Below are 10,789 nucleotides of genomic sequence, written 5' to 3'. Positions count from 1 at the left end.
ACGTCGTGGTGGATGTCGCGGCATCACTGGAGCGCGATGAGGAGATCGTGAGCGACCTCGACGGTCCGCGCCGCAATGCCGCCACCCTTGCGGCGCTGCGCAGCGCCGACCTCGTCGTCGCCGTCCTCTCGGCCGATCCGCTGGGGGCGTCCCGCTTCGTGCGCGGCTGCGCGCAGCTGCGGGCGACGATCGGCCCCACGCCGATGGTGGTGGCGGCCAACCGCCTGCGCCCGGGGGCGCTGGGCATCGATCCGCGCGGGCAGGTCCGCCGCACGCTCGATCGCTTCGCGGGCGTCACGGATGTGACCTTCCTGCCGCATGACGGGCGCGCGACCGATGCCGCGCTGCTGTCGGCACGACCGCTCGCCGAGGTCGCCGCGCGCTCGCCGCTCACGCTCGCGGTGCGGCGCCTGGTGGCCGAGGCGCTGGCGATGGTCCCCGCCGCGGCGACGGAGCCGACGGCCCCGACTGCAGCGCGCCGCGGGCGCCAGGCCCGCGCTCGTCGCCGCAAGACCGTGGCCTAGGCTGGACGGGTGTCGACCCTCAGTGACCTCGTCTACGCACAGGGTCGCGCGAGCGAGGCGGATGTCGAGTGGCTCCACCGCCTCGTCGGCGACGGCCAGCTGCTCGCGGACCTCGCTTTCGCCGACATCGTCGTCTGGGTTCCGACCGCCGACGACTCGTTCATCGCGGTCGCGCACACCCGTCCCAGCGGCGCGGCGACCCTCTTCTACCGCGACATCGTCGGCGACCGGGTGCGGCCGCAGTGGCGCACCCAGATCCGCGATGCGTTCCGCGATGCGCGGATCGTCGACTCGGCCTCGCCGGACTGGTTCGAGGAGACACCGACCAGGGTCCGCGCCGTGCCGATCGTGCGGGCGGCGGCGACCGCAGAGGACCCGGCGCAGGTGATCGGCGTTCTGACGCGTCACACGAACCTCGGCGAGACGCGCACGCCCAGCCGGCAGCAGATCACCTTCAACGCCTGCGCCGACGAGCTGTTCGAGATGGTTGCATCGGCCGAGTTCCCCGACCTCGACGCGCCGACGTCGCCGCGCCGCGGCGCGCCCCGGGCGTCGGACGGGCTGATCCGGCTCGACGTCGGCGGCATGGTCACCTTCGCGAGCCCCAATGCGCTGTCGGCGTTCGGGCGCATGGGGTTCGACGACGAGCTCGAGGGGGAATCGCTGGTCGAGGTGATCACCCGGATCCTCCCGGACAAGCAGGAGTTCGACGAGACGCTGCCGGTGGTCGCCAGCGGGCGGGCGCCGTGGCGCACCGACATGGAGGCGCGCGGCGTGGCGGTCTCACTGCGGGCGATTCCGCTGCGCGATCGCGGCACGCGGATCGGCGCGATCGTGCTGTGCCGCGACGTCACCGAGATCCGCCACCAGGAGCAGGAGCTCATCACCAAGGACGCGACGATCCGCGAGATCCACCATCGCGTCAAGAACAACTTGCAGACGGTCGCATCGCTGCTGCGCATCCAGGCGCGGCGCACCCACTCGGACGAGGCGCGAGAGGCGCTCACCCAGGCGATGCGGCGCGTGTCGGCGATCGCCGTCGTGCATGACACGCTGTCGGAGGGACTGGCCCAGAACGTCGACTTCGACGAGGTCTTCGACCGCGTGCTCAAGCTCGTCGCCGAGGTCGCAGCCGCCCCGAGCACCCGCGCGCAGACGCACAAGACCGGCCGGTTCGGGACGCTGCCCAGCGAGTACGCCACGCCGCTCGCCCTCGCCCTCACCGAGCTGGTCACCAACGCGGTCGAGCATGGTCTGGCGGGCAAGGAGGGGATCGTCGAGATCGATGCGTCCCGCAGCGAGGACCGGCTCGCGGTGCGGGTCCGCGACAGCGGGGTGGGTCTCCCGGAGGGTCAGGTCGGCCGGGGCCTGGGCACGCAGATCGTGCGCACCCTCATCCAGGGTGAACTGGGCGGGACGATCGACTGGCACACGATTGTGGGCAGCGGCACCGAGGTGACCATCGACATCCCGCTGCGGTACATCCAGCGCGCAAGCGGGTCCTGATCAGCTGGCGCGGCGAGCCCGCGCGGCGCGGCGCTTGAGCGCGCGGCGCTCGTCCTCGGAGAGGCCGCCCCACACGCCCGAGTCCTGGTTGGTCTCGAGGGCGTACTGCAGGCAGACCTCGGTGACGGTGCAGCGGGCGCAGACGGCCTTGGCCTTCTCGATCTGATCCACGGCCGGTCCCGTGTTGCCCACCGGGAAGAACAGCTCGGGGTCGACGGTGAGGCAGGCGGCTCGGTCGCGCCAGTCCATGGTGATGCTCCTTGATCGAATGAGGGATTCAGCGAGTGCCGGGAACCCGTTCGAGTCAGGTACCCTTTGTGAGTTGCGAGCAGAACGCTCGCCCCACGCCGCTGTGGGAGCACACGGCCATCCGAAATACTTTCACGTACGCGCCGGTGAATCAAGGGTTTTCCCTTGATGAATGCCGGGAGTCGCTGTGTCTTCGCCGAACGCCAGGGGGATCCGCACATGACCGATCAGACCCGACGCGCGCCGTCGCGTGCGGTGACGGCTGCCGCCGGTCTGATCGTCGCGGCCGAGGCACTCGGGCTCGCGGCGCTCGCCTGCTGGGAGCTGATCGCGCTCCTGAGCGGAGACACCGATTCGGCGATCAGCTCGATCGCGCTCCTGGTGCTGACGGGGGTGGGGGCGGTCATCGTCCTCGCCTTCGCCGCCGGCATCCTGCGCGGGCGCTCCTGGGCCCGCTCCGGCGGCATCGTCACCCAGCTGCTGATCCTTGCGGTCGCGATCGGCGCCGCGACGGGGCAGTACGCCCACCCGCTCATCGGGCTCGCGCTGGCCGCGCCGGCGGTGGTCGGTCTCGTGCTGCTGGTCCTCGCCAGCCGCGCCGCAGGTCGCTCGGCGCGGGGCGACTCCGCCGGCGGCTGATCAGGCGTCGACGCCCAGGAGCTTGCGCAGACGGGCGACGTGGCCGGTCGCCTTGACGTTGTACAGCGCCTGCGCGATCGTGCCGTCCTCATCGACGACGAACGTCGAGCGCAGCACCCCCTCGACGACCTTGCCGTAGTTCATCTTCTCGCCCCAGGTCCCGTATGCCTCGTGGACCGCGCGGTCGGGGTCGCTCAGCAGGGGGAACGTGATCCCGTCGCGCTCGGCGAACTGCTTGAGCTTGGCAGGGGTGTCGCGGGAGACGCCGAGGACGGCGTATCCGGCGCCCTCGAGCGAGGCGAGGCTGTCGCGGAAGTCGCAGGCCTGGGTCGTGCAGCCCGGGGTCATCGCCGCGGGGTAGAAGTACAGGATGACCTTCCGGCCGCGCAGGTCGCGCAGCGAGACGGGATCGCCGTCCTGGTCGTCGAGCGTGAAGTCGGGGGCGGTGTCGCCGATCTGAAGCTGGGTCACACCCCTACCCTACGAGCGATCAGGCGCGGTCGGCGAAGGTGGCCAGCAGTCGCTGCAGGGAGTCGAGGCGCCCCGCCCCGGTGGGACCCAGGCGACCTTCGGCCACCGCCTCGACGATCGCGCAGTCCGGCGCGTCGGGCAGGTGCGTGCAGCCGCGCGGGCACTCCTGGGCGATCTCGGCGAGGTCGGTGAAGGCTTTGAGGATGTTCGCGCGGTCGACGTGCCCGAGGCCGAACGAGCGCACCCCCGGCGTGTCGATGACCCAGCCGCGGCCGGCAGCGCCCACATAGCGCAGCGACACCGTCGAACTCGAGGTGTGGCGGCCGCGACCGGTCACGACGTTGACGTGACCGGTCGCCCGGTTCGCGTCGGGCACGAGCGCGTTGACGAGCGTCGACTTGCCCACCCCGGAATGCCCGACGAACACGGTGGCGTGCCCGGCCAGGGCGGCGCCGATACGCTCCAGCGGCATCTCGCCCTTCGCGCTCGTGAACACCGCGAGGTCGAGCCCCTCGAAGTGGCGCAGGAACGGCTGCGGATCGGCCAGGTCGGTCTTGGTGACAACCAGCAGCGGGCGGATGCCGGCATCCAGCGCGGCGACCAGGTACCGGTCGACCAGGCGCTCCCGCGGCTCGGGGTCGGCCGCGGCGACGACGATCAGCATCTGGTCGGCGTTGGCGACGATGATCCGCTCCACCTGGTCGGTGTCGTCCGCGCTGCGGCGCAGCAGCGACGTGCGCTCCTCGACGCCGACGATCCGGGCGAGGGTGCCCTCGGCGCCGCTGGTGTCGCCCACGACTCTCACACGGTCGCCGGTGACGATCGGGGTGCGGCGCAGCTCCCGGGCCCGGACCGCGAGGACGAGATGCTCGTCGGGCCCGTCCTCGTCGACGAGGACCGTGTAGCGGCCGCGGTCCACGCCCAGCACGCGCGCGATCCGCGCGTCCTCGTGCGCGGGTCGGCGCTTGGTGCGGGGGCGGTTGGCCTTGGGGTTGGGGCGGACGCGCACCGACGACTCGTCGAACTCGGGTTCGTCGTCGTCGAGGTCGTCCAGCCAGCTCACGGCCGCCGACGCCTCCGGTCAGGCCGCGGCATCCGACGCTCCGTCGATCATGCGCTCCCACAGCGTCGTGAACTGGGGGAGGGTCTTCGCCGTGGCGCCGATGTCGTCGACCCGGACATCGGCCACGGCGAGCCCGATCAGCGCGCCGGTGGTCGCCATCCGGTGGTCGTGGTGCGCGCGCCAGAGACCGCCGTGCAGCGGCCGCGGGACGATGCGGATGCCGTCCGCCAGCCCGTGGGCCTCGCCGCCGAGCCCGCGCAGCCCCTGCACGAGCGCGGCGATGCGGTCGGTCTCGTGACGCCGGATGTGTCCGATGCCGTGGAATGTCGAGGGGGAGTCGGCCAGCGCCGCAAGCCCCACCAGCGTGGGCGTCAGCTCGCCCGCCGCCGACAGGTCGAGGTCGACGCCGACGATGCGGTCGCCGCCGGTCACCGTCAGGGCTCCGCCGCGCCGGCTCACCCGGGCCCCCATCACCGTGAGGATGTCGCTGAGCATCGCCCCCGGCTGGGTCGAGTGCGCCGGCCAGTCGGTCACCGTGACCGCGCCGCCGGCCACCATCGCGGCGGCCAGGAACGGCGCCGCGTTGGACAGATCGGGCTCGACGGCGATGTCCTTGGCCCGCACCGGTCCCGCGGCGACCACCCACTCGTTCGGAGCGGGGCGCTCCACGTGCACGCCGCGGCGCGACAGCGCCTCGATCGTCATGTCGATGTGCGGGAGGCTCGGCAGACGCTCCCCGGTGTGCACCAGATGCAGCCCGACGTCGAACCGGGGCGCTGCCAGCAGAAGGCCCGAGACGAACTGGCTCGACGCGGAGGCGTCGATCTGCACCGCACCGCCGCGGATCTGCCCGTGCCCGCGCACCGTGAACGGCAGGGCCCAGTGGCCCCCGTCGTCGATGTCGACACCGAGGTCGCGCAGCGCCTTGATGAGCTCTCCCATCGGGCGGTGCAGCGCGGTGTCGTGGGCGGTCAGCACGACGTCGCCGTCCGCGAGCCCGGCCAGCGGTGCGATGAAGCGCATGACGGTGCCGGCCTGGCCGCAGTCGATCGTGACGCCGCCCCGGAAGGCGTCGGGCGGGACGACGACGATGTCGTCGTCGGACTCGCCCTCGCTGGGCTCGGTGGCGACGTCGACGCCGAAAGTGCGCAGCGCCTCGGCCATGCGGTCGGAATCGTCCGATCGCAGCGGGGCGCGCAGGCGCCCCGGTCCGTCCGCGAGGGCCGCCAGGATCAGCTCGCGGTTGGTGAGTGACTTGGATCCGGGCACGGTGAGGGTCGCTCGCAGCGGCTCTCGCGCCGTGGGAGCGGCCCAGTCGGTGGCGTGGGAATACCCGTCGGCAGTCATCGGGTTCTACCCTACTGAACCGCCTGGGACACGAGCCCGCACGCCGAGAGGAGAAGGATGACTGCTCTGCTGGAGCGCCCCGCGCGCCCGCTCGGCGGGCATCGTCACGCACGCACCGCGTTCGGGACCCGCACCGCGTCCGGGAAGGGTGCGGCCCTAGACTGGGCGGCGATGACTGACGAGGCACCCGGGTCCGCCGCAGAGGCCGACGACACCGCCCGTGCGCGGGCGCAGTTCGAGGAGCAGGCGCTCCCGTTCATGGATCAGCTGTACGGCGCGGCCATGCGGATGACCCGCAACCCGGCCGATGCGGCCGATCTCGTGCAGGAGACCTTCGTGAAGGCCTTCGCGTCCTGGGCGACCTTCACCCAGGGCACCAACCTCAAAGCGTGGCTCTACCGCATTCTGACGAACACGTACATCAACTCGTATCGGAAGAAGCAGCGTGAGCCGTACCAGGGCACGATCGACGAGCTCGAGGACTGGCAGCTGGGCGGCGCGGAGTCGACGACCGCGACGAGCAGCCGCTCGGCCGAGGCCGAGGCGATCGACCACATGCCTGCATCCGTCGTGAAGGATGCGCTGCAGGCGATTCCGGAGGATTTCCGGCTGGCGGTGTACCTCGCAGACGTCGAGGGCTTCGCCTACCAGGAGATCGCCGACATCATGAAGACACCCATCGGCACGGTCATGAGCCGCCTGCACCGTGGCAGGCGCATGCTTCGTGAATCGCTCGCCGAGTACGCGCAGGAGCGCGGCATCATCGCCGCGCCTGCGCAGGGACGGGCAAGGAGCGGGAAATGAGCGATTGCGGCTGCGACAAAGCCAGGAAGGATCTGGAGGAGTATCTCCGCAAGGAGATGTGCAGCACCGAGCACGCGGACATCAAGGAGCACCTCGACAACTGCGCCGCCTGCCGCGAGGAGGCGCTGGTGGCCAGGACCCTCACCGAGGTCGTCGCCCGCGCGTGCCGGGAGACCGCGCCCGACCAGCTGCGCAACCAGGTGATCGCGCAGCTGCGCACCGCCCAGGCCGCCCACAGCTGAGCGGGGCGCTGACGGCATGCGGGTCGTCGCCCTCACCGGCGCGGGCATCTCGGCCGAAAGCGGCGTGCCCACCTTCCGCGGCCCGGACGGGCTGTGGGAGGGCCACCGCATCGAGGACGTCGCCACGCCCGAGGCGTTCGAGCGCGACCCCGACACCGTGCAGCGGTTCTACGACGCGCGGCGGCGAGCCGCGGCATCCGTCTCCCCGAACGCCGCCCATCGGGCGCTCGCCCGCCTGGAGGACGAGCTCGGCGACGACCTGCTCGTCGTGACGCAGAACGTCGACGACCTGCACGAGCGCTCCGGAACCCGCCGCCTCGTCCACATGCACGGCGAGCTGCGCCGCGCGCGGTGTCTCGGCTGCGGGGTGCGCGTCGAGTGGAGTGCGGACCTCGCGGACCACCCGCCGTGCCCGGAGTGCGGAGAGCGGATGCTGCGCCCCGACGTCGTCTGGTTCGGCGAGCTGCCCTACGGGCTCGACGTGATCGAGGACGCCGTCGTCGCCTGCGACGTGTTCGCCGCGATCGGCACCTCGGGGCAGGTGTATCCCGCGGCCGGGTACGTCGCGCTCGCTGCCGCCTACGGCGCGCGCACCGTGGAGCTGAACCTCGAGCTGTCCGCGGCGGCGTTCGACGAGGTGCACGCCGGACCTGCGACGATGGTCGTGCCCGCCTGGGTCGACGCGATGCTGTCGGTATGATCTCGACCGATCAGTCGTCCTTCTCCGTGATCGTTGATCGTCCGCGATGCGGCGAGAGCCCTGCAGGATTACTCCGGCGAATGTCCACGATCAGCGATGCCAGGACAATTCCGATCAGGCCGTAGAACCCCACCATCTGTGATCCGCTCACCAAGATTGTGTCCCACCAGGACGCCGGAGCGGTATCAGGAGGATGCCCACCACAGACCTGAATCGCGCGATTCCAGCGGCAAACAGGAGGCCGATGGCAAGGATGAGTCCCCATCGTGCGGCGATGGGTGTCCACCAGAGGGAACGGAGGAAGTATGCCCCCGCACCCAGGCCGGCGACGATGAGACCGACCGGCCAGCGCCGAGCTCGCACGCACCGCACGCCTGACCGTCAGCGGCCTCCTCCTCGCCGTGGCCGCCCTCATCGCCGCCGTGCAGTTCGGCCGGGTCACCGGCATGGCCCGAGACATCGGCCGCGCGCGTGCGCTGGGCGCCACGCGCAGCACGATCGTGCTGCAGATCCTCCTCAATGCCGGACTCTGCGGCGTCCTGGGCGCGCTCGCCGGCATCGCCGCCGGGATGGTCGTCAACGCCGTGGTGGCCGGGTCGCTCCCCGGCGCAGGCTTCACCGCGGGCGTGGGAGTGCTGATGGTACTCGCCGCCGTCGCCGGATCTGTCGCTCCCGCTGTGCGCGCCGCGCGAATGGACCCCGTGCGCATCCTGCGGGTACCTTGATGTCTGCCCACGACCAGGAGACACCATGACCCTCGCCGATTTCCCCCGCCACCCGCTCACCTTCGGCCCGAGCCCGATCCACCCGCTGAACCGCCTGTCCGACCACCTCGGCGGTGCGCGGATCTGGGCCAAGCGCGAGGACGTGTCCAGCGGGCTCGCCTTCGGCGGCAACAAGGTGCGCAAGCTCGAGTACCTCGTCCCCGACATTCTCGCGTCCGGCGCCGACACGCTCGTATCGATCGGCGGCGTGCAGTCAAACCACACGCGCCAGGTCGCCGCGGTGGCGGCACACCTCGGGCTCGCGGCGGTGCTCGTGCAGGAGAACTGGGTGAACTGGCCGGATGCGGTGAACGACCGCGTCGGCAACATCCTGCTGTCGCGCCTCATGGGCGCCGATGTCCGGCTGTCGCCGGCCGGCTTCGGCATCGGGATCAAGGACTCCTGGCGCGAGGCGATCGCCGACGTGGAGGCCGCGGGAGGCACGCCGTATGCGATCCCCGCCGGCGCCTCCGACCACCCGCTGGGCGGCCTGGGGTTCGCGAACTGGGCGCACGAGGTGCGCGCGCAGGAGGAGCAGCTCGGCGTCTTCTTCGACACGGTCGTGGTGTGCACGGTGACCGGCTCGACGCACGCCGGCATGATCGCGGGCTTCGCCGACCTGCAGGAGAACTTCGGCGACCGGCCCCGCCGGGTGCTCGGCATCGACGCGTCGGCGACCTTGGACGAGACGCGCGCCCAGGTCGCGCGCATCGCCCGGCGCACGGCCGAGATGATCGGGGTCGGACGCGACCTGCGCGACGACGAGATCACGGTGCTCGAGGGGTGGGCCGGGGACGAGTACGGCATCCCCGTGGCATCCACCGACGAGGCGATCCACCTCATCGGGCGGCTGGAGGGCGTCATCCTCGACCCCGTCTACGAGGGCAAGTCGATGGCGGGGCTCATCGACCTCGTCTCGACCGGGGAGATCCCGAGCGACGCGAACGTGCTGTTCGCACACCTGGGCGGCCAGCCGGCCATCAACGCGTACAGCGGCCGGTATCACTGACCGCCGTGGCAGGCCGGCAGGTAGTCTGGGTCGCACATGCCCATCGAAGAGCCGTCGAAGCCCACAAGGCAGCTGGGCACGCTCAAGGGTCAGATCCGGATCTCCGACGACTTCGATGAGACCGATCAGGAGATCATCGACGCGTTCGAGAACAGCGACCTGACCGGTCACTCGGCGTAGCGCAGGCGCGCATCGCGCGACGTGCGCTCGTCGCCGATGCGCAGCCCCGCGGAGACGCGGCCGGCCTCCCGCAGCTCGTGCAGACTCTCCACGGCGCGGTCGCGCAGCGTCCACGGGTCGATGGTGTTGACGTGGATCTTCGTGCCGCCCTCGAATCCCGCGGGGTTGGAGACGCGCCACTTCAGCACGATGCGCCACGGCATCGGCGCCATGACGCCCGCCGGCCGGTAGTGCCATTCCTCGTTGGTGGGGACGTGGATGCCGGTGGCCGCGTGCAGCGCGTGCAGCACGTCGGAGACGCCGCGCACCTCCTCTGGCGCGTGCGCCTGAGGAAGGTGCGCGCTCGAGCGCGAGTACACCTCGAAGGCCGGGTAGCGGTGCCCCACGCCGGCGAAGGCGACGGCGTGGTCGTTGGCCGCGACGAAGAGTCCCTCGCGCACCGACATGTCGGCGATCTCGCGCTGGTACAGCTGCCGGTCGCCGGTGAGCATGCCGATCTCGCGCGAGACCTGCGGCCCGAACTCGTCGATCGCGACGAGCTGCTTGTGCAGGTGCTCGAACGAGGCGCCCGCCGGCCGCAGCCAGTTCTGGAACACCGCCACGTACTTCGCGTGGGGCTGCGCCGCCGCGATCGCAGTGAGCGCATCGACCGTGAAGGCGAGATACTCGCCGTGCTCGTCGGCGGTGAGGGTGCCGGCGGAGACCAGCTCGTCGTCCCATTCGGCGTCGTCGCGCACGTGGCGGCGTGCGACGACGACGTCGTGCGAGCCGCCGACGAGGTCGAGCGCGCCGGCCTCGAGGTCGGTGGGGATCCCGGATGCCGCGTCCCGGATCTCCACCAGCCGGGCGGCGTGCTCGCGGCCGAGCGGCGTCGAGAGGTACTCGTCCGCGCGGCGGACGACCTCGGCCGGCTGACGGAAGCCGTAGTTCTCGCGCCAGTACTCGGCCGAGACGATCTCGAACAGGTTGCCGAAGCGGCGGAACTCGGCGACCGTGTCGAACAGATCGTCGGCGCGCAGGTGCTCGAGCTTGTGCAGCCCGCCGTCGGCGCCGCGCACGAGGCGCGCCTTCTCGGGGGTCGTCTCCAGATACCGGTCCTGGCAGAAGGCGCACAGACGCCGGCCCTCGCCCGCCTCCAGACGCCGACGCTGCTCGCGCGGGGCGGCCAGCGGCCGGTGCGCGCGCCCGGGCACGGTCCACACCTCGGTGCCGGTCAGCGGGCCGCGCTGCTTGACCGTGCCGTCGGGCAGCCTGGTCAGGGATGGCGACGCGGTCATGCCACCACCTTATT

14 protein-coding genes are annotated in these 10,789 nt (G+C 71.6%); 9 read left to right on the top strand and 5 right to left on the bottom strand.

Annotated elements, in window-relative coordinates; genetic code table 11:
* Both ACIWQI_RS01485 and ACIWQI_RS01480 read left to right on the top strand, forming a co-directional pair.
* The coding region (locus tag ACIWQI_RS01485; RefSeq protein ID WP_396655288.1) for a MinD/ParA family protein at positions 1-524 on the top strand (524 nt) is incomplete at its 5' end.
* Positions 525-533: 9 nt separating this feature from the next.
* Positions 534-2,030, top strand: a complete 1,497-nt coding sequence (locus ACIWQI_RS01480; RefSeq protein WP_396655287.1) for a sensor histidine kinase — start codon at positions 534-536, stop codon at positions 2,028-2,030.
* On the opposite strand, the gene ACIWQI_RS01475 is transcribed toward ACIWQI_RS01480, so the two are convergent.
* The gene (locus ACIWQI_RS01475) at positions 2,031-2,279 is read right to left on the bottom strand and encodes a WhiB family transcriptional regulator (RefSeq protein WP_396655286.1); all 249 of its coding nucleotides are present in this window, start codon (positions 2,277-2,279) and stop codon (positions 2,031-2,033) included.
* A gap of 219 nt (positions 2,280-2,498) precedes the next feature.
* On the opposite strand from ACIWQI_RS01475, the gene ACIWQI_RS01470 reads away from it, so the two are divergent.
* The gene (locus ACIWQI_RS01470; RefSeq protein ID WP_396655285.1) at positions 2,499-2,918 is read left to right on the top strand and encodes a histidine kinase; all 420 of its coding nucleotides are present in this window, start codon (positions 2,499-2,501) and stop codon (positions 2,916-2,918) included.
* Here the strand turns inward: ACIWQI_RS01470 and bcp are convergent, their stop codons facing one another.
* The 3 genes from bcp to aroA are packed head-to-tail and all read right to left on the bottom strand — an operon-like array spanning position 2,919 to position 5,799.
* Positions 2,919-3,389 (bottom strand): thioredoxin-dependent thiol peroxidase, encoded by a 471-nt coding sequence (gene bcp / locus ACIWQI_RS01465; protein ID WP_396655284.1) that lies wholly within the window; start codon positions 3,387-3,389, stop codon positions 2,919-2,921.
* 19 nt (positions 3,390-3,408) lie between these two features.
* Positions 3,409-4,452: a ribosome small subunit-dependent GTPase A gene (gene rsgA / locus ACIWQI_RS01460; protein WP_396655283.1), complete on the bottom strand. Its 1,044-nt coding sequence runs from the start codon at positions 4,450-4,452 to the stop codon at positions 3,409-3,411.
* An 18-nt stretch (positions 4,453-4,470) separates the two neighbouring features.
* On the bottom strand, positions 4,471-5,799 hold the full coding sequence (gene aroA, locus ACIWQI_RS01455) for a 3-phosphoshikimate 1-carboxyvinyltransferase (protein ID WP_396655282.1): 1,329 nt from the start codon (positions 5,797-5,799) through the stop codon (positions 4,471-4,473).
* Between the two features lie 171 nt (positions 5,800-5,970).
* Between aroA and ACIWQI_RS01450 the strand changes: the two genes are divergently transcribed.
* The 6 genes from ACIWQI_RS01450 (at position 5,971) to ACIWQI_RS01425 (ending at position 9,498) form a co-directional block, all read left to right on the top strand.
* Positions 5,971-6,603 carry a sigma-70 family RNA polymerase sigma factor gene (locus ACIWQI_RS01450; RefSeq protein WP_396655281.1) on the top strand — a complete coding sequence of 211 codons (633 nt, stop codon included), beginning with the start codon at positions 5,971-5,973 and terminating at the stop codon, positions 6,601-6,603.
* Positions 6,600-6,845 (top strand): zf-HC2 domain-containing protein, encoded by a 246-nt coding sequence (locus tag ACIWQI_RS01445; RefSeq protein WP_396655280.1) that lies wholly within the window; start codon positions 6,600-6,602, stop codon positions 6,843-6,845. The genes ACIWQI_RS01450 and ACIWQI_RS01445 overlap by 4 nt, the downstream gene beginning before the upstream one ends.
* Before the next feature lie 16 nt (positions 6,846-6,861).
* On the top strand, positions 6,862-7,545 hold the full coding sequence (locus tag ACIWQI_RS01440) for an NAD-dependent deacylase (protein WP_396655279.1): 684 nt from the start codon (positions 6,862-6,864) through the stop codon (positions 7,543-7,545).
* A gap of 401 nt (positions 7,546-7,946) precedes the next feature.
* The gene (locus ACIWQI_RS01435) at positions 7,947-8,270 is read left to right on the top strand and encodes an ABC transporter permease (protein WP_396655278.1); all 324 of its coding nucleotides are present in this window, start codon (positions 7,947-7,949) and stop codon (positions 8,268-8,270) included.
* A gap of 25 nt (positions 8,271-8,295) precedes the next feature.
* On the top strand, positions 8,296-9,318 hold the full coding sequence (locus ACIWQI_RS01430) for a 1-aminocyclopropane-1-carboxylate deaminase (RefSeq protein ID WP_396655277.1): 1,023 nt from the start codon (positions 8,296-8,298) through the stop codon (positions 9,316-9,318).
* A gap of 36 nt (positions 9,319-9,354) precedes the next feature.
* Complete coding sequence (locus ACIWQI_RS01425; protein ID WP_396655276.1) at positions 9,355-9,498, top strand: hypothetical protein; 144 nt, start codon at positions 9,355-9,357, stop codon at positions 9,496-9,498.
* On the opposite strand, the gene ACIWQI_RS01420 is transcribed toward ACIWQI_RS01425, so the two are convergent.
* On the bottom strand, positions 9,486-10,775 hold the full coding sequence (locus ACIWQI_RS01420; RefSeq protein ID WP_396655275.1) for a DUF4921 family protein: 1,290 nt from the start codon (positions 10,773-10,775) through the stop codon (positions 9,486-9,488). The two genes, ACIWQI_RS01425 and ACIWQI_RS01420, sit on opposite strands and share 13 nt — an antisense overlap.
* Positions 10,776-10,789: the final 14 nt, after the last annotated feature.

Source organism: Microbacterium sp. (assembly GCF_044508325.1).
GTDB lineage: Bacteria > Actinomycetota > Actinomycetes > Actinomycetales > Microbacteriaceae > Microbacterium.
This window is presented reverse-complemented; position numbering and strand designations above follow the sequence as displayed.

What these genes read in the sequence shown, in the direction of transcription:
- ACIWQI_RS01470 (WP_396655285.1), top strand. Translation starts at nt 2,499, where the DNA reads ATGACCGATCAGACCCGACGCGCGCCGTCGCGTGCGGTGACGGCTGCC.
- ACIWQI_RS01450 (WP_396655281.1), top strand. Translation starts at nt 5,971, where the DNA reads ATGACTGACGAGGCACCCGGGTCCGCCGCAGAGGCCGACGACACCGCC.
- ACIWQI_RS01445 (WP_396655280.1), top strand. Translation starts at nt 6,600, where the DNA reads ATGAGCGATTGCGGCTGCGACAAAGCCAGGAAGGATCTGGAGGAGTAT.
- ACIWQI_RS01425 (WP_396655276.1), top strand. Translation starts at nt 9,355, where the DNA reads ATGCCCATCGAAGAGCCGTCGAAGCCCACAAGGCAGCTGGGCACGCTC.
- ACIWQI_RS01440 (WP_396655279.1), top strand. Translation starts at nt 6,862, where the DNA reads ATGCGGGTCGTCGCCCTCACCGGCGCGGGCATCTCGGCCGAAAGCGGC.
- ACIWQI_RS01420 (WP_396655275.1), bottom strand. Translation starts at nt 10,775, where the DNA reads ATGACCGCGTCGCCATCCCTGACCAGGCTGCCCGACGGCACGGTCAAG.
- aroA (WP_396655282.1), bottom strand. Translation starts at nt 5,799, where the DNA reads ATGACTGCCGACGGGTATTCCCACGCCACCGACTGGGCCGCTCCCACG.
- ACIWQI_RS01430 (WP_396655277.1), top strand. Translation starts at nt 8,296, where the DNA reads ATGACCCTCGCCGATTTCCCCCGCCACCCGCTCACCTTCGGCCCGAGC.
- ACIWQI_RS01475 (WP_396655286.1), bottom strand. Translation starts at nt 2,279, where the DNA reads ATGGACTGGCGCGACCGAGCCGCCTGCCTCACCGTCGACCCCGAGCTG.